The organism is Rhodanobacter sp. UC4437_H4, from assembly GCF_052978425.1.
The window spans coordinates 2,238,053-2,259,655 of record NZ_CM129673.1 but is presented as its reverse complement, the minus strand read 5'-3'; the positions used below and the strand labels follow the sequence as shown (position 1 = coordinate 2,259,655).

The following is a 21,603-nucleotide window of genomic DNA, read 5'->3' as shown; positions in this document are numbered from 1 at the left end:
CGCCAGAATGGCAACCGGGCGTCGTGTTGCCGCGTTCTCCCCGTACCGGAGTCTCCATGCGCATCCTGCTGGTGGAAGACGATCCCTCCATCGCCGAGGGCATCCGCGCCTCGCTGCGCCAGGGCGGCCACGCCGTCGACCACGTGGCGGACGGCAGCCAGGCGGACGCCGCGCTGCGCGATCACGGCTACGACCTGCTGGTGCTGGATCTGGGCCTGCCGGGGCTGGATGGCAGCGAGGTGCTGCAGCGCCTGCGCCGCCGCGGCAAGGGCCTGCCGGTGCTGGTGGTGACCGCGCGCGACGGCCTGGCCGAACGCATCCGCGTGCTCGACCTCGGCGCCGACGACTACCTGGTCAAGCCGTTCGCGCTGAGCGAGTTCGAGGCGCGCGTGCGCGCCTTGCTGCGCCGGGCCAGCAGCCAGGGCAAGCCGGAACTGCAACTGGGCCGGTTGCGGCTGGACCTGCCCGGCCACCGCGCCTGGGTAGATCGCCGGCCGCTGGAGCTGACCGCGCGCGAGTTCGGCCTGCTCGAAGCGCTGGCGCTGCGCGCCGATCGCGTCACCAGTCGCGCGCAACTGATCGAGGCGCTGTGCGACTGGGACCAGGAACTGACCGACAACGGGCTGGACATCGCCATCCATCGCCTGCGCCGCAAGCTGGACGGCAGCGGCACCGGCGTGCGCACCATCCGCGGCCTGGGCTATCTGCTGGAGGAGCTGGCCGACGCCGGCGGCGCCGCATGAAACGCCCCGCGCCCGCGCGCCCCAGCCTGCGTCGGCGACTGCTGGTGTTCCTGCTGATCCCGATGGCGACGCTGCTGCTGCTTGATGCGCTGCTGAGCTACGGCGTGGCGCTGGGCTACGCCAACCGGGTGCACGACCGCGACCTCGCCGACGATGCGCGCACCCTCGCCAAGCTGCTGCAAAGCAACCCGCTGGGCGGCCGGCTCTCGCGGCAGGCGCGCTTCCTGCTCGAATACGATCCGGACGGGCGCAGCTACTTCAGCGTGCGCAGTTCCAGCCAGGGCCTGCTCGCCGGCGACGACCGGCTGGCCGCGCCACCGACGCCGCCCGCCGAAGGCGTGCCCGCGCTGTACGACACCCGCCTGGACGGCCACGCGCTGCGTGCGGCCACCGTGCGCGAAGACATGCCGGGCGATGCCGCCGGCCAGCTCACCGTGACCGTGGCCGAGACGCTGCACGATCGTCGCGAACAGGCCCGCGAGATCCTGTTGCTGGCGGTGGTGATGCAGACCCTGCTGATCGCCTGCGTGCTGTCGCTGGTCTGGTTCGGCGTGCGTCGCGGCCTGCGCGTGCTCGATCCGCTGACCGCGCGGCTGGCCGCCCGTTCCAGCGAGCTCACCCCGATCGACGGCCCGGACGTGCCGCAGGAGATCCAGCCGCTCACGCGCACCATCGACGCGCTGTTCGGCCGCCTGCGCGACATGCTGGCGCTGCACGACCGCTTCATCGCCGATGCCGCGCACCAGCTGCGCACGCCGCTGGCCGGCCTGAGCCTGCACGCCGACCGCGCGCTGGCCGATCCCAGCCCGGCGAACCAGGCCGACGCGCTCGCCCATATCCAGCGGTTGACCCGGCGCGCCGCGCGCACCGCCTCGCAACTGCTGGCGCTGACCCGTGCGCAGGCGGCGCCGCCGGAGGGTGGCGAGCAGCGCCTGATCGACCTGGCCCGGCGGGTGCCCGAGATGGTCGCCCAGCGCGTGCACGAGGCGATCCGCGCGGGCATCGACCTCGGCTACGAGGGTGGCACGGCGCCGTTGTGGGTGCTCGGCGAACCCGCCGGCGTGCAGGATCTGCTCGACAACCTGATCGACAACGCGGTGCGTTACGCCGGCCATGGCAGCGAGATCACCGTGCGACTGCGCGCGCGCGACGACGGCGGCGCCAGCCTGCTGGTCGAGGACAACGGCCCGGGCGTGCCGCCGGACCTGCTGCCGCGGCTGAGCGAACGCTTCTTTCGCGTCGGCGCCAGCGCCGAGCCCGGCAGCGGGCTGGGCCTGGCCATCGTGCAGCACATCGCCGGCCGCCATGGTGCCGAGCTGCTCTTCCGCAACATCGAGCCGCACGGCCTGCAGGTGGCCGTGCACTTTCCGCCGCCGCCCGCCGCGGTGGGCGCGCCGCCATGAACACCGCCGTGGCCGGCGCCGCGGGCGATAAGGCCGGCGAAAGATTCGCACACCACAATGGGGCTCCGACTTCTGCCCCGGCGCCCGCGCACGTCCTGCGCGGCCCGCCGCCATGGAACATGCCCGCCGAGTTCGCCCGCCTGAACCCCGCTGCATCCGGCCCGTGCAGGCGCCTCCGCCCGCTGCTGTGCGCGCTGCTGCTGTGCGCATTGGCCGGCTGCGCCGAGCCGCTGCCGAAGCTGGCACCGCCGCAGTCCGCCCAGTGGCGGCATGCGACCGCCTCGGCGCCGGCGGCGGCGACCGACCCCGCGCTCTGGTGGCATGCGTTCCACGATCCTGCGCTCGATGCGCTGGTCGAGCGCGCGCTGGCCGACAACCTCGACGTGGCGCAGGCGGTCGAGCGCCTGCGCGCGGTGCGCATCCTGCGCCGGCACGCGACCGATCGCTACCGGCCCGGCCTTTCCGCACGCACCGGCGAGGCGGTCGACCCGGACGCCAGCGCCTCGTTCTTCGTTGCCGGCTTCGATGCCAGCTGGGAACTGGGCCTGTTCGGCCGCGCCGAGGGCAGCCGCCGCGTGGCGCAGGGCGAGCTGGACGCCGGTGTCGCCGACCTGCGCGCGGCGCGGGTCAGCCTGGTCGCCGAGGTGGTGCGCGAATGGATCGGCCTGCGCACCGCGCAGCGACAGGAGCAATTGCTGCAGCAGGTGGCTGCCGAGCGCGCGCGCGCCTGGCAGTTGCTGCAGACACGCCAGCGCCTGCAACTGGCCGCGCCCGCCGCGGTGGATCAGGCCGCGGCCGCCAGCGCGCAGGCCGAGGCCGCGCTGGCGGCGCCGCGCCAGGCGATCGATGCCGGCGCCCAGCGGCTGGCCGTGCTGCTCGGTCGCGAGCAACCCGATCCGGCCTGGCTGCAGCGCGCGCCGCCGCCCGAACTCGGCGCATGGCGGCTCGGCGCCACCCCGGCCGACCTGCTGCGCACGCGCCCGGAGATCGCCCGCGCCGAGGCCGACGTGCTGCGCGCCGCCGGCGAACTGGCGCTGGCCCACGCCGACATGTTCCCCAGCATCGGCATCGGCGGCTCGCTGGTGTGGGCCACCGACATCAACAACAACCACCGCTTCTCCACCACTCCCAACGCGATCGCCTCGCTCGGCCCGATCATCAGCATCCCGCTGTTCGACTGGGGCATGCGGGTGGCGGCGCACCACGCCAGCGCGCACCAGCTCAAGGCCAGCGTGCTGGCCTATCGGCAGGCGGTGCTGCAGGGCGTGGCCGAGGTGGAGACGGCGCTCGGCAGCCTGCAGCAGGAGGGCGAGCGCGAGCGCCACGACCAGGCCGCGTGGCAGGCGTTGCAACACGCCGACCAGGTGCTGCGCCAGCGCGTGGCGCTGCGGCTGGACAGCCCGCTGCAGCAGATCGACGGCCGCATCGCCGCGACCCAGGCGGCGCTGGAACTGGACGACGCGCGGGCCGCCCGCGCTCTGGCCTACGTGGCCTTGTTCAAGGCGCTCGGCGGTGCGCCGCCTCCGGCGGCAACGACGGCGCCGATCGCCGCGGCCACTGCCACGGCACCGCGCTGATGGTTGCCCTCGCGCGCAAGACGCTGGTCTACGAATGGCGCCGGTTCCTGCCGGCGATGCTGGCGGTCGGCTTCGCCGGCCTGCTGCAACTGCTGCAGATCGCGCTGGTGCTGGGCATCTTCGGCAGCACCAGTGTGTACGTCACCGGGTCGGCGGCCGAGGTCTGGGTGGGCTACCCCGGCACGCAGAGCGTCGGGCTCGGCCGCGCGATCGACGCGGACGTGGCCTCGCACCTGCAGATGGACCCGCAGGTGCAGCGGGTCGAGCCGTATCTGTGGGTCGACGGCGACTGGCGCGGGCCGCGCGAGACCGGCGGCGTCTCGGTGTTCGTCTCCGGCATCGACCCGGCGGCCGACGGCCTGATGTTCGCGAAGGTGCTGCCGCCCGCATTGCGCGCACGGCTGGCCGAACCCGATGCCATCGTCATCGACCGCTCCGCGCTGGACCAGCTCGGCGTGGACGTCGGCCAGAGCGCCACCATCAACGGCCATCGGGTGCGCGTGGTGGGCATCGGCAGCGGGCTGCGCGCGCTGGGCGGGGTCAACGTGCTGTGTTCGCTGGAAACCGCGCGCGAGCTCGACAACGATCCCACCGACACCGGCCCGACCTACCTGGTGGCGAAGCTGCGCGATCCGGCGCAGGCCGAGGCGGTGGCCGCGCGCCTGCGCGGCGCCACCGCGTTCGGCCCGTACACCGCCTGGAGCGCACGCGATTTCGCCAAGCGCTCGGTGCGCTACTGGCTGTTCGACACCGGCGCCGGCGCCGGCGTGCTGTTCCTGGCCGGCATCGTGTTCCTGGTCGGCACCGTGATCACCAGCCAGACCCTGATCGCCGCGGTCAACGGCTCGGTGCGCGAGTACGCCACGCTCAACGCGCTCGGCGTGGGCGTCGGCGCGCTGCGCAAGGTGGTGCTGGAGCAGGCGTTCTGGGTCGGCGCGCTGGGCCTGCTCGGCGCCAGCGTGCTGGGCATCGTGCTGATGCTGCTGGCGCGCAGCCAGGACGTGCCGGTGGTGCTCAACGTGGCGGCGGCGCTGGGCTGCATCGTGCTGGTGATGGGGCTGGCCGCCGTGTCCGGGCTGGCCGCGATGCGCAGCCTGCGCCGCGCCGATCCGGCCAACCTGCTGCGATGAGCGCGATGCCCGCCACCACCGAAACCGCGCGCGTGCCGTCGCTGCAGGCCGACAACGTCAGCAAGGCGTTCGTCTCCGGCAACCAGCGCACGCAGGTGCTGGACGGCCTGTCGCTGAGCATCCACGCCGGCGAACTCACGTTGATCTCCGGCCCGTCCGGCTGCGGCAAGAGCACCTTGCTGGCGGTGCTCAGCGGCCTGCAGAAGGTGGACGGCGGCCGCGTGCGCGCGCTCGGCAGCGAGCTGGGCCAGCTCGACCTGCGCGCGCTGGAGCGTTTCCGCCTGCAGCACACCGGCTTCGTGTTCCAGGGCTTCAACCTGTTCCCCGCGTTGAATGCGTTCGAGCAGGTCGAGCTGCCGCTGAACCACATGGGCCTGTCGCGCGACGAGGCGCGCCGGCGCGCGCGGCAATCGCTGGAGGAGGTCGGGCTGGCGCATCGCATGCGGCTGCGTCCGTCCGAACTGTCCGGCGGCGAGAAGCAGCGCGTGGCGATCGCCCGCGCATTGGCCAAGCAGCCCGAGCTGCTGTTCGCCGACGAGCCGACCAGCGCGCTGGATGCCGCCAACGGCCAGGTCATCATCGACATCCTGCATCGCATCGCGCACACCCACGGCACCACCGTGCTGTGCGTCAGCCACGACCCGCGGCTGGTCGTCCACGCCGACCGCGTGCTGGCGATGGAGGACGGCCGCATCCTCAGCGACCGGCGCCCCGCGGCACCGGCCATCGATCCCCAGGAACCCGCCCCATGACCTCGCTCGCACCGCATTCCCCGCACCGCCGCGCGCTCCGGTTTGGCATCCTCGCGCTGGGCGTCGCCGGGCTGCTCGGCGGCTGTTCGCAGCCGGGCGACGCACCGGTCGGCGCCGCCGCACCGGTCGCCCGTTACGCCGCGGTGGCGCGTGGCCGGATCGACATCGAGGGTGGCCTGCTGGAACTGTCGATGCCGCGCGAAGGCGTGCTCGCCACGGTGGCGGCGCACGAGGGCGACCGCGTGAAGCGGGGCCAGTTGCTGGCCGCACTGGATACGCACCCGGCGCAGCTGGCGGTGGACGCCGCACAGGCGCAACTGGAGCAGGCGCAGGCACAGCTCAAGCTGCTCGGCGTCAAGCAGCAGGCGGCGCGGCAGCGCGCGCAGCGCCTGGCCGCCGCCGCGGCTGCCGGCGCCGGCGACGGCCAGAGCGCCGACGATGCGCGCGAGGCGGCGGCCCAGCTCGACGCCGAGCAACTGGCCGCGCGCGCCGCGCAGGACATGGCCACGCAGAAGCTGCAGGAGGCCCGCTATGAGTTGCAGCAGCGCAGCCTGCACGCCCCGTTCGACGCCCAGGTGGTGCACGTGGCGGCGCAGCCCGGGGCGAGCGTGTCGCCGGGCTCCGGCGCGCTGTTCACCCTGCTGCCGGACAAGCCGCGCATCGTGCGCGCCGAGCTCAACGACAGCTTCGTCGGCGCGGTCCACCCCGGCATGCCGGCCGAGGTCAGCGCCGACAGCGACCGCGACGGAAGCCACTGGGCCGCGCACGTGCTGCGCATCGGCCAGGTGTACGGCCCGGCCACGCTGGAGAACGACCCGCAGGTGCGCGCCAACGCACGCACCGTGGAGTGCGTGCTGACCTTCGACCAGCCCTCGTCGCTGCGCATCGGCCAGCGCGTGGTGGTGCGTTTCGACAAGCCCGCCGGTGCGGCGAAAGACTGAGGAAACCGCGCCCGGCGATCATGCTGGCGGCAAACCGCCACGATTCCGTCCCGCCAGGCCTGCGCGTGATCCAGCAAACCGACTTCTTCCTCGAGGGTGGCCGCCGCGGCGTGCTGCTGATCCACGGCCTCACCGGCACGCCGATGGAAATGAAGCTGCTCGGCAAGGGCCTGAACCGCGCCGGCTTCACCGTGCACGGCATGCAGCTGGCCGGGCATTGCGGCAGCGCCGACGACCTGCTCGCCACCGGCTGGCACGACTGGTACGCCAGCGTGCAGCAGGCCGCCGACGATCTGCTCGGCAAGGTCGATCAGCTGTTCGTCGGCGGCCTGTCGATGGGCGCGCTGCTGGCGTTGAAACTGGCCGCCGATCGTCCGGGGCAGGTCGCCGGCGTGGGCGTGTACGGCGCCACCTTCCGCTACGACGGCTGGAGCATTCCGCCGCTGGCGCGGCTGTCGTTCATGCTGCCGCTGCTGAAGAAACTGGGCATCGGCCGCGGCCGCAGTTTCATGGAGCAGCCGCCCTACGGCATCCGCGACGAGCGCCTGCGCGCCCAGGTCAGCGCGGCGATGCTCGGCGGCGACAGCGCCGCCGCCGGGCTGCCCGGCAACCCGTGGTACTCGCTGGCCGAGATGTACGGCCTGGCCGCCAGCGTGCGCCGCCAGCTGCCGCAGGTGACCGCGCCGTGCCTGGTCGCCCACGCCAGCGACGACGACGTCGCCAGCCCGAAGAACGCCGAGCTGGTGGTGCGTGCGGTCAGCGCGCCGACCGAGCTGCTGCTGCTCGACGACAGCTACCACATGATCACCATCGACAAGCAGCGGCGCACCCTGATCGAGCGTTCGGCGGCGTTCTTCGACGGCATCGCCGCATCGCGCGCGGCGGCCTGACCATGCCGGCGGCGGGCGCCATCTCCCCCCTCGTTGCCAGTCTCTGGCTGCTCAACATCGTGCTCGACACCGGCGGCCAGCTGGCGTTCAAGGCGGCGGCGGGCGACCCGACGGCCGGCGATGGCCTGGCGCGCTGGAAGTACATGGCGTCGCGGCCGTGGCTGTGGCTCGGCATCGGCAGCTACGTGGCCGAGTTCCTGGTGTGGATCGCCTTCCTCTCGCTGATCCCGCTGTCCGAGGGCGTGCTGCTCGGCTCGATCAACATCGTGGCGATCATGCTGGCCGGGCGCTTCCTGTTCGGCGAGAGACTCACCCGGCTGCGCGTGGCCGGCATCGCGCTGGTCACGCTGGGCGTGGCGATCGTGGGGCTGGGCGCATGAAGCGCTTCTACCTGTTCGGCTTCCTGCTGCTGATGGGCTTCGACACGCTGGCGCAGATCAGCTTCAAGTATGCCGGCACCCAGGCGCTGCCGGTGGAGGCGAGCCCGGCGTGGCTGCTGCGCGTGTTCGGCCAGCCGTGGGTGTACGGCGCGGTGGTCGGCTACGTCGGTGCGTTCTTCACCTGGATGGCGCTGCTGAAACACGCGCCGATCGGCCCGGCCTTCGCCGCCTCGCACCTGGAGGTGGTGTCGGTGATGCTGCTGTCGGTGTGGCTGTTCGACGAACACCTCACCGCCGCCCGCGTGCTTGGCGCGATCGCGATCATCGCCGGCATCGCCTGCCTCGGGCTGGCCGAGAGCCGCGAGCACGCGCCGGAAGCGGCCGTCATCTGAACGCAGGCCACGCGCTGCCCATGCTGCCCCGCCGCCGCCACGAATTGCCGCCCACCGCCGGCCTGCCGCTGCAGCTGGCCGACCTGCGTCCCGGTGCGCCGACGCTGGCCGCCGACGTCGCCGCGCTGCTGGGCTTGCCGCCGCTGGCACTGACCTGCTCCGGCACCGCCGCACTTCTGCTTGCGCTGGCCACGCTGCGGGAACTGCAGCCGCAACGCCGTCGCGTGGTGGTGCCGGCCTTCACCTGTCCGCTGGTGGCGATCGCCGTGCGGCAGGCGGGACTGGAACTGCAATTGTGCGATCTCGCGCCCGACCACCATGACCTGGACCCAGCCGCGCTGCGTGCCGGCTGCGACGAACGCACGCTGGCGATCGTGCCGACTCACCTGGGCGGCCGTGTCGCCGACGTCGACGCTGCGCTGGTCGTCGCGCGCCAGGTCGGCGCCTACGTCATCGAGGACGCCGCGCAGGCGCTGGGCGCCCGCCGCGACGGCGTCAGCGTGGGGCTGGCCGGTGACGTGGGCTTCTTCAGCCTGGCTGCCGGCAAGGGTCTGTCGATCTACGAAGGCGGCCTGCTCACCGCGCGCGATCCCGCGCTGCGCGAGCGGCTGGCCGATGCGGCGGCGCGCGTGCCGCGGCAGTCCGGCTGGGAATGGCGCCGGTGTTTCGAACTGCTCGGCTACGCCGTGCTGTACCGGCCGTGGGGGTTGCGGCTGGCCTATGGCAATCCCTTGCGCCGCGCGCTGCGCCGCGGTGACGAGATTGCCGCGGTGGGCGACGATTTCCCGCCGACGATCCCGCTGCATCGCGTCGGCCGCTGGCGGCAGGCGGTGGGCGCGCATGCCGCTGCGCGCCTGCCGGCGTTCCTGGCGCACACCGCCGCGCAGGCGCAACGCCGGCTGTCGCGACTGCGCGACATCCCCGGCGTGCAGGTGCTGGATGACCCGCCGCACGCCCGCGGCACCTGGCCGTTCTTCGTGCTGCTGCTGCCCGACCAGCGCCGCCGCGACGCCGCGCTGGCGCAACTGTGGCAAAGCGGCCTCGGCGTCAGCCGCCTGTTCATCCACGCCCTGCCCGACTACCCCTACCTCGCCGGCGTGGTTCCCGCCGCGGATGTGCCGCACGCGCGCGACTTCGCCGCACGCAGCCTCACGGTCGGCAACAGCCCGTGGATGGACGCGGCGGACTTCGAGGCAGTCTGCGGCGTGCTGGAGGCGGTGCTGCGCTGAGACGCTGACGATGGCGCTCCCGTCGTCACTCCCGCTTTCACGGGAATGACGCCATCGGCAGATTCGCAATCGCCGCCAGCAACTGCACGTTCAGCGCATGCTGCTGCGCCTGCCAGCCGGCGAGCTGCGCGGGGTCGACCGCCGGCTGCGCGTCCATCGCGGAGAGCTTGCGCTTCCACCAGCTGCGATAGTGGTAGTGCGAGATCTCGCCGTTGATGTCGCTGCCGACCAGGCCGCGACGCAGGCTGCCGACCAGCGCCAGCGCGTGGTCGAGTTGCAGCCGGCCCTGGTCCCAGTTCGTGCGCGCCACCTCGGGCGCGAACACGTCCTTGTCGATCGACAGGTAACTCGGCAGCGTCTGTGTACGCTGGCTTTCGACGAAGGCATCGAGCATGGCCTCCGCCGTGTCGAAGCCATGGAACGCCGGCGCCAGGCCGAGTCGCCGCGACCAGCCGGTATCCACGCCGATGCTCCAGTAGCTCAGCCTGCCGCGCCGCAATGGCGTCAGGTAGTTCTCCCACGCATGCCCGGCGCCGATGTCGGCGGAGGTGATGCCGAGCACGTGCACGTGGCTCACCTGCGGCAGCAGCGCCACGCGGCGCACCCACGAACCGCAATGGACGCCGAACGGGAAGCGCATGTTGTCCGGGTGGTTGTCCAGCACCACCACCTGGAACGGCGCGTTGCCGCGCAGGCGCGCGATCAGCGGCCAGCTCAGGTGGTGGAAGTCGCCGCTGCCGGTGAACACGGTGCCGTGGCTCGTCGGCAGCAGCTCGTCGAGCACGCGCGCGAAGCGCCGCATCGTCGCCAGCGAACAGCCGAAGCGGATCGCCTCCTGCCAGCGTTCCAGCGGCAGCACCAGCCGGTCGCGCAGGGGGCCGACGGAGTGGTCGATGTCCAGCACGATCGGCTGGTTCGAAAGCTCACTCATCGGCGCTCGCCTCCCGCCACTGGCGGTCGCTTTCGAAATGACCGCCGAGGCGACGCAGCAAGGCGCGCAGCAGCGGGTTGCGCGCGTACACCGCGTGGCGGGTGAAGCTCATCCGCGCGCCGAGAAAGGCTTTCACTTCCGGATCGGTCCAGCCGGCCACGTAATGCGTCAGCCCGCGCCGGCGCGCGTGCTCGAGGTTGTGCATCCAGCTGACGAAGTACAGGTTGTGCTCGCGCGCCTGCGGATAGGCAAAACCGACGTACTTGTCGATCAGCTTGCCGGCGTGTTCGTAGCAGAGGTTCCAGCCGATCATCGCGCCCCCGTGACGGTAGACGAACACCACGCCGCCGCTGGCGGCATCCTGCAGCAGGGTGCGGAAGAAGGCCGCGGTGGGCCGGTCGAAGTGGATCGTGCTTTGCGCGTAGACGTTGTCGAACAGCGCGTGGAACGCCGCCAGCGTCGCCTCGTCGCGAAAGCGCGCGTCGCCGGTCGGCACCGCCTCGACCTCCAGCGCGGCCCGCGCACGCAGTTTGCGCCGGATGTTCTTCCGCCGGCCGTGCGACAGGCGGGCCAGGTACTCGTCCTCCGAGTCGAAGTCGATCGGCACCCAGGCCAGCGCCTGGCCCTCCAGCAGCACGAAACCCGCGGCCGCGCAGGCGCCGGCGAAGGCGTGCGCATACGCGTTGTCGGCGTCGCCGAGCAAGGGCGAGTCGTGCGCGATGTCCTTCACGATCAGCAGCCGGCACTGGCGCCCGAAGGCGGCCTTCAGTCCCTGCGCCAGCGCCGCGGGCGCAACCCCCGGCGGCAACGGCGCGTACTCGGTCACGGTGCTGCCGGCGAAGCGCGTGCGCCAGCGCAGCAGCGCCCGCCAGTGGCGGTACAGCGGCAGCGCGGCCACCCGGCGGCGCAGCGCGTCGTCGGCGGTGGTCAGCAGGTCGAACGGCGCCACGAAGGCCGGCATGCCCTGCGGCGAGCGGTCCACCGCGAAACCGGCCGGCGGTTCGGCCGTGAACGCCGCCAGCAGCGCGTCCGGCTCCAGTTGCGCAATGAAAGGCATGAGTAAGCGAGCGTGCCTAGACTGGGGCCGTCAGCTTGCGTCAGCCACCTTGCGCCAGCCTTCCATTGCCGCCTGCCACCCGGGACATGCCATGAATGCCACCACCCAGCAGCAAGTGTTCGAGATCATCGCCAAACAGGCCAAGACCGACGTCGCCAACGTGAAACCCGACTCCACCCTGAAGGACCTGGGCATCGCCTCGCTGGAGGCGATCGAGTTGATTTTCGACATCGAGGAGCACTTCAACATCAACTTCCCCGACCAGCAGGGCGCCAACTTCGACCGCGACACCGCGCAGAGCCTGGTCGACGCGGTGGACAAGGCGCTGGCCGACAGGGCCGGTGCCGGCGAAGGAGCCGCCTGATGCAAGCTCTGCCGTTGCGCCGCGTGGTGATCACCGGCATGGGCGCGATCAGCCCGCTCGGCGTCGGCGCCGCGGCGCTGTGGCAAGGCCTGCGCGAAGGGCGCAGCGCGATCGGTCCGCTGCGCCACCCCGACGCCGAACGGCTGCGCGTGAAGGTCGCCGCGCAGGTACCGGCCAGCTTCGATCCGGCGGCCAATCTCGACGAGCGCATCCTGCCCACGCTCGACCGCACCTCGGAATTCGCGCTGCACGCCGCGCGCGAGGCGGTGGCGCAATCCGGGCTGGAGTTCGCCAATCACGGGCTGGGCCTGCGCACCGCGGTGGTCGTCGGCACCGGCGTCGGCGGCGAGACCACCCAGGACGAGCAGAGCCGGCGCCTGTACGGCGAAAACGCCCAGCGCGCGCACCCGCTCACCATCGTGCGGCTGATGACCAACGCCTCGGCCAGCCAGATCAGCATCGCCTGGGGTTTGCGCGGCCCCACCTTTGCCGTGGCCAGCGCCTGTGCCTCGGCCAACCACGCGATCATCCAGGCCGCGCAGATGATCCGCTGCGGCATGGCCGACGCCGCCGTCACCGGCGGCACCGAAGCCTGCCTCACCTACGGCGCGCTGCGCGCATGGGAAGCCATGCGCGTGCTGGCCGACGACACCTGCCGCCCGTTCAGCGCGAACCGGCGCGGCCTGGTGCTGGGCGAGGGCGCCACCATCTTCGTGCTGGAATCGCTGGAGCATGCGCGCTCGCGCGGCGCCACCATCCTCGCGGAACTGGCCGGCAGCGGCATGACCGCCGACGCCAGCGACATCGTGATGCCCAGCGCCGAAGGCGCCGCGAACGCGATGCGCCAGGCACTGGACGACGCCGGCCTCGCGCCGCAGGATGTCGACTACATCAACGCCCACGGCACCGGCACCCAGGCCAACGACGTCACCGAGACCAAGGCGATCCGCCTCGCCTTCGGCGAACACGCCAACCGCCTCGCGGTGTCCTCCACCAAGTCCATGCACGGCCACGCCCTCGGCGCCTCCGGCGCACTGGAACTGGTCGCCGCCATCGGCGCGCTGCGCGAAGGCGTGGTGCCGCCCACCGCGAACCTGGACCGAGTCGATCCGGCCTGCGATCTCGACTATGTGCCGAACGTGGCGCGCGAGATGCCGGTGCGGGCGGTGCTCAGCAACTCGTTCGCGTTCGGGGGGTTGAACGCGGTGTTGGCGTTGAAGCGGGCGCCCTGAGCGGGGCGCCTCAAACAAGCTTGCCTCTCGCTCGTCATTCCTGCGAGACGCTTTTCAACAGCCGAAGGCTGGTCAGGCAGGAGTCGCACTTCAGCCCTCGCGCAAGACGACGCATGCCTTGTAGGAGCGCGCTTGCGCGCGATGCTCTTGTTCGGTGCACCGGTACTTCAGAGCAAGAGCTTTCGTCTGCCTGCGGCAGCCGAGTTACTTTCTCTTTGCGTGGCCAAAGAGAAAGATAACCAAAGAGAAAGGCCACCCCGCTTGGCGCTTGCCGGGCATCCTGCCCGGCAAGTCCGTGAGCCGGGGCCGGGCTTTTCGACAGGGCATCCTGCCCTGGCGAAAAGGAGCCGACATCCCTGTCGGCTCCCGCTGTGCGGCCTGTCGACCCCGACTCACCGCCGCACAGGGGCCCCGGTAGAGCAGCGGGCCATCCTGGCCCGCACTTTCAGAAAAAGCCGGGGCAAAGCCACAGCACCGCGTGCGGACTGTCATGTGCCTTCACAAGGGCAAGAGTTGCAGAGCGACCGCTTGCGACCCAAAGCTGACACCCGCGCAGTAAGCCCACAAAGGCAGTTTCTGACTGCTATCGCAGCCCAGACCCTTAGTTGGTATGCTCAAACGGCTACAAGGGCATTAGCCAACCTTACTAGGTCGCATGAAGAAGATACTCCGGGGTAACAGCAACCTTGCGCGAAAAATCGGCGCCGATGGAGTGGACTTTCTCGAACACGCCGCCCGAGCCGTTAATCGCCTTATGCCGCACTTGGAGCTTGGCGCATGGATCGAAGGCGCCTGGAGCGAGGCGCGAGTTTCCTGGACCTCTTCGACGCGCGACGCAGTCCGCATCACGTTAGCCATCGGTCAAGAATCAGACACTGGATCGAGATCCCTCGTAGCGATTGCGAAGCGCCGCCATGGCAGCAAGACAGCTGGCTACACGGTCTCCCTTCGAGAGCACAACCTTTGCGATTTGATTGCCAAGCGGATTTCCAAGGTGATGAGCCGCATCCCGGTGGAGTCCAGCGACGGGGTTTCAATTCGCACCCTACGCGACGCCTTTGAAGAGCACGTAATCGCCGCACACCTACAAGAAGTGTGGAAAGTGCGGTTGCCGCTGGGATCCGTGCTGCGGGAGCTGCACAAACTCTCCGAGCAAAGCTACGAGAACAAGTCGTATAACTTCGGCTGCATCTTGGACACAAGCCTAGGTGCAACTGTAGATGATGCCGATTTGGCCAGCTTTCCGCTGGAATTCCTTCAGGCGAAGCGATACAAGGCGCTCTCGGATGGCTTCCGGACTGCGTATGTCGTCTCCACCAACGGCGAAGTTGCGGACTTGGTGGATCTTGAGCAGTTCGAACGCCAAGGGCTCACAGAGAAACATTTCTTCCCAAGTTGGTCGGAACGTATCGCCCGCGCTAGTCGAGCTGGAAAGTACGGGATCGCCTTGAGTCGGCAGGGGGATATCTTAATTTTTGAAGAGGGCACGTTGCGCTTTAGCTACCGTTTCGGTCGCTGGCAGTTTTGGAACCATCGGTTCTTGCTCGAACTCCTGCGCGACCAAGCCCGAGCACAAGGAGTCAATCAATCACAGCTGGGACGGGTAATCGGACCGATCTACCGAGCTGCACTGGACATTTCCTTCCGCCGGTCGGGCGGGCTCTTCGTCATCCTTAAGAACCGAAACAACGTTCGAAAGTTAGTCCGAAGCGGCGATGGAATTGGGGACGATCGCCGCCTCGCGGCTGATGCAGACTTCGATAACATTTTCGACGGAAAAACGATCAAGACATTGCATCGTGCAATTGCCGTGGAATTGGCGTCACTCGACGGCGCGATTGTAATCGACAACGCTGGCCGAATCAGAGCTTATGGTGCTGTTCTCAAATCCGGTGGGAAGGGCATAAAGAAGGGAAGGCGCGTCGAAGGAAGTCGCACCCAGGCAGCCATTGCGGCATCCCATTTTGGCCTAGCCATAAAGATTAGCTCCGACGGGGACATTACGGTTTTTGCGGGTGGCGGCGAGTTCATCTCGGTTTGATTACTGATTACTCCGCCCCCGATGCTTGGGGTGGGTGTTCGCCCTTCGGGAGGTTGGCGGCGCTCCTCCGCCTTGAAACATTGTGCGCAAACCACCAGATATAGTAGGGACGAGCCTACCGAGAGCGCGTATATGGGGATTGTGAAGCCGTTTCGGGTCCTGTGCCTGGACGGCGGCGGGATGCGTGGTGTTTATCAGACGAAGTACCTCGACACGTTCGCACAGCGGCTTCGCGTCTCTGGGGCTGAAGAGATCGATCCGGGTCGGGCATTTGACCTGTTGGTAGGCACCAGTACCGGCGGGATTGTCGCCTGCGCCTTGGCGGCAGGCATCCCGCTCCACAAGGTGTTGGCGCTGTACCAAGTACATGGTCGGGAGATTTTCCCACGGCAGCGGATGCGCGCAGTACCGAAGCTGGGCAAATACGTCCGCGGCCTATTCTCCGGTCTTGCCGCAGGCGATCAAGCCTTGCGTGCCGTGCTCACCGATGCCTTCGGCATCGAAACCATGGAGCAAGTCTACGCGCGCCGCGGCATCGGCCTAGCCATCACCACCGTGGATCTGAATCGCCATGCCGCTGTGGTGTTCAAAACGCCGCACATGGACCGTCTCAACGGGCGCGACAACGACCGGCTATTGGTGGACGCCTGCATGGCGACCAGTGCTGCCCCCATCCTGCGATCGATCGCACGCCTGACCGAGCCCGGTAGCGGCGGGGCCACTGTCGACTACGTGGACGGTGGCTTGTGGGCGAACAACCCGGGCGCGGTGGGCATGATCGAAGCGCACGAGATCCTGCGGCGGCGCGGTGAGGCTGATCGTCCGATCCACCTGTATATGCTCGGCACGCTTCCAGTGCAGGGCGGCGAAGAACTCAAGAGTGCCAAGAAATTGCACCGCGGGGCGCTGGGCTGGGACAGCGGCCTCAAAGCCATCGCCGCGAGCATCAACGCACAGGCGGTCGCATACGACTACCTCGCGCGGAAAATTGCGGAACTGCGGGGGCATGACAGCTTCGCCTTCCGTCTGCCGGCGCAATGTCCGTCCGGCGAACTCCACAAGTATTTGGAAAACATGGACGACGCGCGTCCCAAGGTGCTCAACGCGCTCGCCCGGCAAGCCATCTCCGACGTCGATTTCGCTTGGGCGACGACTGAATCAGACGATCGGATGAGCGCGTTCCGCGCTGCACTTGCGGGTGCGTCCGATCCCAGTCGCCAGCAGCCCGAGGCACAAACCCATGACCACCATTGACTGCAACAAAGAAATGAAGGGGTATCACGCGGACAAGGTGAACCTCTCGAACGACGACCAGACGGAGATGCGCAACCGCCGCGACAACGGCCGGACGCGACTCAAGAACGGGTTGACCAAGGCCGGCCATTCCTTGCCCAAGGAGTTCAGTTCGCAGGGCTCCTATGCGATGCGCACCATGGTTCAGGATGATGCCTGCGATTACGACATCGACGATGGCGTGTATTTCGACAAAGAAGATCTGAAAGACGCCAACGGTGACTATCTCAGCGCGCGTGACGCCCGCATGCGAGTTCGCAACGCACTGAAGGATGACCGGTTAGCCTACGACTCAGTGATCAAGACCAATTGCGTGCGCCAGCAGTATCCGGATGGGTACCACATCGACATTCCGGTCTACCGCACGATCCGCGCTAAGGACATCTGGGGAAACGAGGTCGTCGAATATGAATTGACCAGCGGCGATGACTGGGTCAAGTCGGATGCCCGCAAGGTGACGCGCTGGTACAACGATGCAGTCGGCTCAGAACTGAAGACGGGGCAGTCCGATACCAGCCAACTGCGGCGGATCACCAAGCTGACCAAGAAGATGGCCCGCAGCCGCGTCGCCTGGAAGAAGAAGACCACCAGCGGCATCTGTATCTCGAAACTGGTCGTGAACCACTTCGTGGCGCGCCCCGGCCGGGACGATGACGCCTTGCGCGACACCTGGAAGGCGATCAAGGGGCAACTGGTTTTCAGCCAACGCATCGACCATCCGGTGTATACGGACAAGAATCTCGCGGAGGAAGGCGACGAGTGCGTGATCTTCTTCCGCGATTGTCTGGGCGATGCGCTGGAGACACTCAAAATCCTCGACGAGTACGACTGCACGCGCAAGAAGGCTAGCGACGCTTGGGACAAGGTATTCAACACGGACTATTTCAGCGTCCAGGTCGCCAAGGACACCGCTGCGGCCAAGTCCTTGCTCCAGCCTGCCGCCTCCACTGCCGCCAGCCTCACTTTCCCTAGCCGCCCGGTGGTGCCGAACAAGTCCTCAGGCTTCGCCTGATGAAATGGGCCATGGATGACCCCACGCGCTTCCTGCGCGAGCGCGCGGAACTTGATCGCCTCGAAGCCGAAGGCGCTTGGCTGAGTACCGCTTGGCGCATGTCTCCGGAAGGCTCGATCGCGGTCGATCTCGACATGGCCATCCATGGTCGCGTCTTTGCGGCACGGATGACTTATCCAGACACGTTCCCTGCGTCGCCGCCCTATATCTGTCCGCGGGACAAGTCTGAGCGATGGTCCAACCACCAGTATGGTCTTGGCGGCCCGCTGTGCCTGCAATGGCGGGCAGACAACTGGCATCCTAATGTGACCGGTGCGGACATGGTGCGTAGCGCACACGAGTTGCTGTGCACCGAACAGCATCCTGAGTTGCCGAACGCGGTGCCGTCGGCACATCGCCTAACGGCGGGACAGGAAATGCGCGGATCGAACCGGCGCTTCGTGGCCACCGCCGAACTCCTCGCCAGGTGTATGGCACTTCCGCTGTCGTCCCGAACCAGACTGAAATCGGCGATCGTGTACAACTGGGGTGCAGTCGTCATGTTCGCGGCGAAAGTTGCCGACGCAGAGGACGTGCTGCAAGACGTAACCGATCTTCCGAAGGGCATCACCACATCACTTCCGCTGTTTTCGCTGCCCGGCGATGGATGGATATTCCGCAGTGATGCCTTCGACATGCGGCAAGCGATCGAATCCGCCGAGACGCTAATACGGGTGCTGGCAGAGGCCGGATTCGCTACTGACGACCTCCTAGTGCAGGAGGCGGGCAAGTACAAAGCCAAGACCATCGTGTTGTTTGGCACTGCATTGCCGTCGCTGCGGGTGTTCTTGATCGACTCAGGCGAGCAGCCAGAGTTGCTGGAGCATAGGATCGTCTTGCCATCGCTTTCCGGCCTCAGGTTGTCAGGAGAAGCACAGCAACTGGCCAATGTCCGCGTCGGCATCGTCGGGCTCGGATCAATGGGCAGCAAGATCGCAGTTTCATTGGCCCGATCCGGTATCCGCTGTTTCCTGCTGATCGACGACGACTACCTCATGCCTGGCAACACTGTGCGGCATGAGTTGAACTGGACCCACATGGGCGTGCATAAAGCACGGGCCGTGAGCGATGTATTGTCCTTGGTTGTCGCGGGGGTGCAGGCGGATGCCAGAACCACACGTATCGCCGGTCAGGAATCGCCGGTGACGACCGCGGCAGCACTCAAGGATCTGTCCGGCTGCGACCTATTGATCGATGCCACGGCCAATCCGGAAGTCTTCCTGCTGCTGGCAGCGCTTGCGAAGCAGTACGGAACACCGTTGTGCTGGGGCGAGATATTTGCTGGCGGCTACGGCGGGATGATCGCGCGGGCACGCCCGGGGCGCGATCCGAACCCATTGGCCGTCCGCGACGCCTACCACGCATACTTGGCGACCCTTCCCGACGCGCCCTTCAAGAGCGCCGCAGGCTACGACGGGACCGAAGAACAACCGCTGATCGCTTACGACAGCGACGTTGGCTTCGTCGCGACCGCGCTGACCCGGCTGGTGATCGATACCGCATTGTCTCGGGACCCTAGCGAGTTTCCGTACTCGGTGTATCTATTGGGCATGCGTCGCGAGTGGATCTTCGAGGCACCATTCGATACGCGCCCGATCGACGTGCAGGGCCAGGGCTGGGAGCGCGACGAGAACGCCGGGAGTGGCGAAGACAAGCTAGCCGTCGTCGAGGCCTTACTGAGGATGTGCGAAGGAAAACATGGTGTTAACTCTGATCCTTCCATCTGAACAACATGAACTGCTGCTTTCAGCGCTCCGGAAGGCGGGTCTGCGTGAGATCGGTGGAATCCTCATGGGCGAGCATGCCGGACAAAACCTCTTCATCATCCGCGAGATGACTGTGCATCGTCGCGGTGCGTTCGCCTCATTCATTCGGCGGATCGAGGATGCCATCGGAAGGATTCACGCGTTCTTCCATGAGACAGGGCACGACTATGCGCGATTCAACTACATCGGCGAATGGCATTCGCATCCGTCATTTGCACCGTATCCAAGCAGGACCGATGATCAGTCTGTGCTGCAAATCGTACAGGACGAATCCGTTGGCGCAAACTTTGTGGTTCTGCTGATTGCAAAGCTTGGATCCGATGGGGAACTGATTTCCACCGTTCACACCTACCTTCCTGACGGTATGCGGATACGGTCTAATCTTAGGTTTCAAGAGGGAGCCGAGTGAGAATCTAGTCGTCAAATGTCCGCTTCTGGCCGATAGAAGACGCTCCCTTTGCTCGCCGCGCCCTGCTCTCGCAACCGCGCAGCGGTTGCGCACCGAGTGCGGGCTAGGATGGCCCGCTGCTCTACCCGGGGCCCCTGTGCGGCGGTGATCCGGGGGCGACAGGCCGCGCAGCGGGCGAGTCCATGGATGGACTCGCCTTTTCGCGCGGGCAGGAGCCCGCTCGAAAAGCCCGGCCCCGACTCACGGACTTGCCGGCAGGATGCCCGGCAAGCGCCAAGCGGGGTGGCCTTTCTCTTTGGTTATCTTTCTCTTTGGCCACGCAAAGAGAAAGTAACTCGGCTGCCGAAGGCAGACGAAAGCTCTTGCTCTGACGGCCCGCCAAGCAAAAGCATCGCGCGCAAGCGCGCTCCTACAACGCATGCGTCGTCTTGCGCGACGAGTGAAGTGCCATGCCTGCCTGACCAGCCTTCGGCTGTTGAGAAGCGCCTCGCGGGCATGACGGATGTGAGGGTGCGATGCCTGTCTTCGCCGGCATGGCGGGGAGAGGGAAAAAGTCGCGGGCATGAAAAAGGCCCGGCAGCCACCTGCCGAGCCTTTGATCCACGCCGCGCAAATCAGCCCTTCTTGGCCTTCGTCAGCAACTGATCCAGCAGCGCGATCGCCAGATCGATCTCCTCGTGCGTGATGTCGAGCGACGGCGCGAAGGTGATCACGTTCTTGTACCAGCCGCCCACGTCGAGCACGAGGCCGATCTTCTTGCCGTTGTGTTCCAGGTCGCCGGCGAGGCCGATGTCGACCATCCTGTCGAGCAGCGCCTTGTTCGGGGTGAAGCCGTCGTCGGTGCAGATCTCGGCGCGCAGGGCGAGGCCGAGACCGTCGACGTCGCCGATTTCCTTGTGCTTCTTCTGCAGCTCGCGCAGGCCGTCGAGGAAGTGCGCGCCTTTCTTCGGCACGCTGGTCTCGTAGTCCAGCTCGTAGCCCATCTTGATGACTTCGAGGCCGAGCGAGGTGCCGAGCGGGTTGGAGTTGAAGGTGGAGTGGGTGGAGCCGGGCGGGAAGATGGTGGGGTTGATCAGTTCCTCGCGCGCCCACAGGCCGGACAGCGGGTTGAGGCCGTTGGTGAGCGCCTTGCCGAACACCACGATGTCGGGCGTCACGCCGAAGTGCTCGATCGACCACAGCTTGCCGGTGCGCCAGAAGCCCATCTGGATTTCGTCGGACACCAGCAGGATGCCGTACTGGTCGAGCACCTTCTTCAGGCCCTTGAAGAAACCCATCGGCGGGACGACGTAGCCGCCTGTGCCCTGGATCGGCTCGACGTAGAACGCGGCGTACTCGCACTGGTTGGTCTTGGGGTCCCACACGCCGTTGTATTCGGTCTCGAACAGGCGCGCGAATTGCTGGACGCAGCTGTCGGAATATTCTTCGGCCGTCATGCCCTTGGGGCGGCGGAACGGGTACGGGAACGGCAGGAACATCGCGCGCTCGCCGAAGTGGCCGAAGCGGCGGCGGTAGCGGTAGCTGGAGGTGATCGACGAGGCGCCCAGGGTGCGGCCGTGGTAGCCGCCCTCGAAGGCGAACATCAGGCTCTTGCCGTTGCGCGCGTTGCGCACGATCTTCAGCGAATCCTCGATCGCCTGCGCGCCGCCGACGTTGAAGTGCACGCGCCCGTCCAGGCCGAACTTCTTCTTCGCGTCCAGCGCCACCGCCTTGGCCAGCTCGATGCGGCTCTGGTGCAGGTACTGGCTGGCCACCTGCGGCAGCAGGTCGATCTGCTGCTTCAGCACGTTGTTGAGGCGCTTGTTGGCGTAGCCGAAGTTGACCGCCGAGTACCACATCTGCAGGTCGAGGAACGGCACGCCGGCGGTGTCGAACATGTAGCTGCCTTCGCAGCTGCGGAAGATCTTCGGCGGGTCGACGTAGTGCACGGTGTCGCCGAAGGAGCTGTATTTCGCCTCGTCGGCGAGCAGCTGGGCGTCGTCGATCACGACGGCAGCGTTCTTGTCGAAAACATTCATCGGA

At 67.8% G+C, this 21,603-nt stretch carries 20 protein-coding genes; 17 read left to right on the top strand and 3 right to left on the bottom strand.

Translation table 11 applies throughout. The features are described from left to right. The first annotated feature begins 56 nt into the window (after positions 1-56). From ACVCL3_RS10415 to ACVCL3_RS10370, 10 genes are all read left to right on the top strand, one after another. Positions 57-743: a response regulator gene (locus ACVCL3_RS10415; protein WP_395120916.1), complete on the top strand. Its 687-nt coding sequence runs from the start codon at positions 57-59 to the stop codon at positions 741-743. Next, positions 740-2,146 carry a sensor histidine kinase N-terminal domain-containing protein gene (locus ACVCL3_RS10410; protein ID WP_447097575.1) on the top strand — a complete coding sequence of 469 codons (1,407 nt, stop codon included), beginning with the start codon at positions 740-742 and terminating at the stop codon, positions 2,144-2,146. The genes ACVCL3_RS10415 and ACVCL3_RS10410 overlap by 4 nt, the downstream gene beginning before the upstream one ends. Before the next feature lie 119 nt (positions 2,147-2,265). After that, the gene (locus ACVCL3_RS10405) at positions 2,266-3,723 is read left to right on the top strand and encodes a TolC family protein (protein WP_447101213.1); all 1,458 of its coding nucleotides are present in this window, start codon (positions 2,266-2,268) and stop codon (positions 3,721-3,723) included. Then, positions 3,723-4,853 (top strand): ABC transporter permease, encoded by a 1,131-nt coding sequence (locus ACVCL3_RS10400; protein ID WP_136257706.1) that lies wholly within the window; start codon positions 3,723-3,725, stop codon positions 4,851-4,853. The genes ACVCL3_RS10405 and ACVCL3_RS10400 overlap by 1 nt, the downstream gene beginning before the upstream one ends. A gap of 5 nt (positions 4,854-4,858) precedes the next feature. Beyond that, positions 4,859-5,605: an ABC transporter ATP-binding protein gene (locus ACVCL3_RS10395; protein ID WP_447101212.1), complete on the top strand. Its 747-nt coding sequence runs from the start codon at positions 4,859-4,861 to the stop codon at positions 5,603-5,605. Next, the gene (locus ACVCL3_RS10390; RefSeq protein ID WP_447101211.1) at positions 5,602-6,546 is read left to right on the top strand and encodes an efflux RND transporter periplasmic adaptor subunit; all 945 of its coding nucleotides are present in this window, start codon (positions 5,602-5,604) and stop codon (positions 6,544-6,546) included. Before ACVCL3_RS10395 ends, ACVCL3_RS10390 begins: the two co-directional genes overlap by 4 nt. 65 nt (positions 6,547-6,611) lie before the next feature. Further along, positions 6,612-7,436 (top strand): alpha/beta hydrolase, encoded by an 825-nt coding sequence (locus ACVCL3_RS10385; RefSeq protein ID WP_136257703.1) that lies wholly within the window; start codon positions 6,612-6,614, stop codon positions 7,434-7,436. A gap of 2 nt (positions 7,437-7,438) precedes the next feature. Continuing rightward, the gene (locus ACVCL3_RS10380) at positions 7,439-7,816 is read left to right on the top strand and encodes an EamA family transporter (RefSeq protein WP_136257702.1); all 378 of its coding nucleotides are present in this window, start codon (positions 7,439-7,441) and stop codon (positions 7,814-7,816) included. After that, positions 7,813-8,208 (top strand): EamA family transporter, encoded by a 396-nt coding sequence (locus ACVCL3_RS10375; RefSeq protein ID WP_447101210.1) that lies wholly within the window; start codon positions 7,813-7,815, stop codon positions 8,206-8,208. The genes ACVCL3_RS10380 and ACVCL3_RS10375 overlap by 4 nt, the downstream gene beginning before the upstream one ends. Positions 8,209-8,228: 20 nt before the next feature. Continuing rightward, complete coding sequence (locus tag ACVCL3_RS10370) at positions 8,229-9,437, top strand: DegT/DnrJ/EryC1/StrS family aminotransferase (RefSeq protein ID WP_447101209.1); 1,209 nt, start codon at positions 8,229-8,231, stop codon at positions 9,435-9,437. Positions 9,438-9,474: 37 nt separating this feature from the next. Here ACVCL3_RS10370 and ACVCL3_RS10365 read toward each other — a convergent pair whose 3' ends face one another. Together ACVCL3_RS10365 and ACVCL3_RS10360 are read right to left on the bottom strand one after the other, a co-directional pair. Further along, the gene (locus ACVCL3_RS10365) at positions 9,475-10,368 is read right to left on the bottom strand and encodes a hypothetical protein (RefSeq protein WP_447101208.1); all 894 of its coding nucleotides are present in this window, start codon (positions 10,366-10,368) and stop codon (positions 9,475-9,477) included. Beyond that, positions 10,361-11,425: a peptidogalycan biosysnthesis protein gene (locus ACVCL3_RS10360; protein WP_447101207.1), complete on the bottom strand. Its 1,065-nt coding sequence runs from the start codon at positions 11,423-11,425 to the stop codon at positions 10,361-10,363. The genes ACVCL3_RS10365 and ACVCL3_RS10360 overlap by 8 nt, the downstream gene beginning before the upstream one ends. A gap of 91 nt (positions 11,426-11,516) precedes the next feature. Here ACVCL3_RS10360 and ACVCL3_RS10355 point away from each other — a divergent pair, with 91 nt between their 5' ends. The 7 genes from ACVCL3_RS10355 to ACVCL3_RS10325 all read left to right on the top strand — a co-directional run bounded on the left by ACVCL3_RS10355 (position 11,517) and on the right by ACVCL3_RS10325 (position 19,581). Next, the gene (locus tag ACVCL3_RS10355; RefSeq protein ID WP_136257697.1) at positions 11,517-11,789 is read left to right on the top strand and encodes an acyl carrier protein; all 273 of its coding nucleotides are present in this window, start codon (positions 11,517-11,519) and stop codon (positions 11,787-11,789) included. Further along, positions 11,789-13,021, top strand: a complete 1,233-nt coding sequence (locus ACVCL3_RS10350) for a beta-ketoacyl-[acyl-carrier-protein] synthase family protein (RefSeq protein WP_447101206.1) — start codon at positions 11,789-11,791, stop codon at positions 13,019-13,021. Before ACVCL3_RS10355 ends, ACVCL3_RS10350 begins: the two co-directional genes overlap by 1 nt. Before the next feature lie 655 nt (positions 13,022-13,676). Beyond that, complete coding sequence (locus tag ACVCL3_RS10345) at positions 13,677-15,062, top strand: hypothetical protein (RefSeq protein WP_447101205.1); 1,386 nt, start codon at positions 13,677-13,679, stop codon at positions 15,060-15,062. A gap of 132 nt (positions 15,063-15,194) precedes the next feature. Next, positions 15,195-16,316 carry a patatin-like phospholipase family protein gene (locus tag ACVCL3_RS10340; protein ID WP_447101204.1) on the top strand — a complete coding sequence of 374 codons (1,122 nt, stop codon included), beginning with the start codon at positions 15,195-15,197 and terminating at the stop codon, positions 16,314-16,316. Then, positions 16,303-17,367, top strand: coding sequence for a cyclic GMP-AMP synthase DncV-like nucleotidyltransferase (locus ACVCL3_RS10335; protein ID WP_447101203.1), 1,065 nt, complete (start codon positions 16,303-16,305; stop codon positions 17,365-17,367). The genes ACVCL3_RS10340 and ACVCL3_RS10335 overlap by 14 nt, the downstream gene beginning before the upstream one ends. Positions 17,368-17,378: 11 nt before the next feature. Next, positions 17,379-19,133 (top strand): ThiF family adenylyltransferase, encoded by a 1,755-nt coding sequence (locus tag ACVCL3_RS10330; RefSeq protein ID WP_447101202.1) that lies wholly within the window; start codon positions 17,379-17,381, stop codon positions 19,131-19,133. Further along, the gene (locus tag ACVCL3_RS10325) at positions 19,105-19,581 is read left to right on the top strand and encodes a Mov34/MPN/PAD-1 family protein (RefSeq protein WP_447101201.1); all 477 of its coding nucleotides are present in this window, start codon (positions 19,105-19,107) and stop codon (positions 19,579-19,581) included. Before ACVCL3_RS10330 ends, ACVCL3_RS10325 begins: the two co-directional genes overlap by 29 nt. 614 nt (positions 19,582-20,195) lie before the next feature. On the opposite strand, the gene ACVCL3_RS10320 is transcribed toward ACVCL3_RS10325, so the two are convergent. Beyond that, positions 20,196-21,599, bottom strand: coding sequence for an aspartate aminotransferase family protein (locus ACVCL3_RS10320; RefSeq protein ID WP_447101200.1), 1,404 nt, complete (start codon positions 21,597-21,599; stop codon positions 20,196-20,198). Positions 21,600-21,603 lie beyond the last annotated feature (4 nt).

Bases quoted from the DNA above. Each gene is read 5' to 3' on its own strand.
- ACVCL3_RS10415 (WP_395120916.1), top strand. From the start codon at position 57: ATGCGCATCCTGCTGGTGGAAGACGATCCCTCCATCGCCGAGGGCATC.
- ACVCL3_RS10330 (WP_447101202.1), top strand. From the start codon at position 17,379: ATGGATGACCCCACGCGCTTCCTGCGCGAGCGCGCGGAACTTGATCGC.
- ACVCL3_RS10340 (WP_447101204.1), top strand. From the start codon at position 15,195: ATGGGGATTGTGAAGCCGTTTCGGGTCCTGTGCCTGGACGGCGGCGGG.
- ACVCL3_RS10410 (WP_447097575.1), top strand. From the start codon at position 740: ATGAAACGCCCCGCGCCCGCGCGCCCCAGCCTGCGTCGGCGACTGCTG.
- ACVCL3_RS10375 (WP_447101210.1), top strand. From the start codon at position 7,813: ATGAAGCGCTTCTACCTGTTCGGCTTCCTGCTGCTGATGGGCTTCGAC.
- ACVCL3_RS10355 (WP_136257697.1), top strand. From the start codon at position 11,517: ATGAATGCCACCACCCAGCAGCAAGTGTTCGAGATCATCGCCAAACAG.
- ACVCL3_RS10405 (WP_447101213.1), top strand. From the start codon at position 2,266: ATGCCCGCCGAGTTCGCCCGCCTGAACCCCGCTGCATCCGGCCCGTGC.
- ACVCL3_RS10345 (WP_447101205.1), top strand. From the start codon at position 13,677: ATGAAGAAGATACTCCGGGGTAACAGCAACCTTGCGCGAAAAATCGGC.
- ACVCL3_RS10400 (WP_136257706.1), top strand. From the start codon at position 3,723: ATGGTTGCCCTCGCGCGCAAGACGCTGGTCTACGAATGGCGCCGGTTC.
- ACVCL3_RS10335 (WP_447101203.1), top strand. From the start codon at position 16,303: ATGACCACCATTGACTGCAACAAAGAAATGAAGGGGTATCACGCGGAC.
- ACVCL3_RS10360 (WP_447101207.1), bottom strand. From the start codon at position 11,425: ATGCCTTTCATTGCGCAACTGGAGCCGGACGCGCTGCTGGCGGCGTTC.
- ACVCL3_RS10390 (WP_447101211.1), top strand. From the start codon at position 5,602: ATGACCTCGCTCGCACCGCATTCCCCGCACCGCCGCGCGCTCCGGTTT.
- ACVCL3_RS10320 (WP_447101200.1), bottom strand. From the start codon at position 21,599: ATGAATGTTTTCGACAAGAACGCTGCCGTCGTGATCGACGACGCCCAG.
- ACVCL3_RS10350 (WP_447101206.1), top strand. From the start codon at position 11,789: ATGCAAGCTCTGCCGTTGCGCCGCGTGGTGATCACCGGCATGGGCGCG.
- ACVCL3_RS10370 (WP_447101209.1), top strand. From the start codon at position 8,229: ATGCTGCCCCGCCGCCGCCACGAATTGCCGCCCACCGCCGGCCTGCCG.
- ACVCL3_RS10325 (WP_447101201.1), top strand. From the start codon at position 19,105: ATGGTGTTAACTCTGATCCTTCCATCTGAACAACATGAACTGCTGCTT.
- ACVCL3_RS10365 (WP_447101208.1), bottom strand. From the start codon at position 10,368: ATGAGTGAGCTTTCGAACCAGCCGATCGTGCTGGACATCGACCACTCC.
- ACVCL3_RS10395 (WP_447101212.1), top strand. From the start codon at position 4,859: ATGCCCGCCACCACCGAAACCGCGCGCGTGCCGTCGCTGCAGGCCGAC.
- ACVCL3_RS10380 (WP_136257702.1), top strand. From the start codon at position 7,439: ATGCCGGCGGCGGGCGCCATCTCCCCCCTCGTTGCCAGTCTCTGGCTG.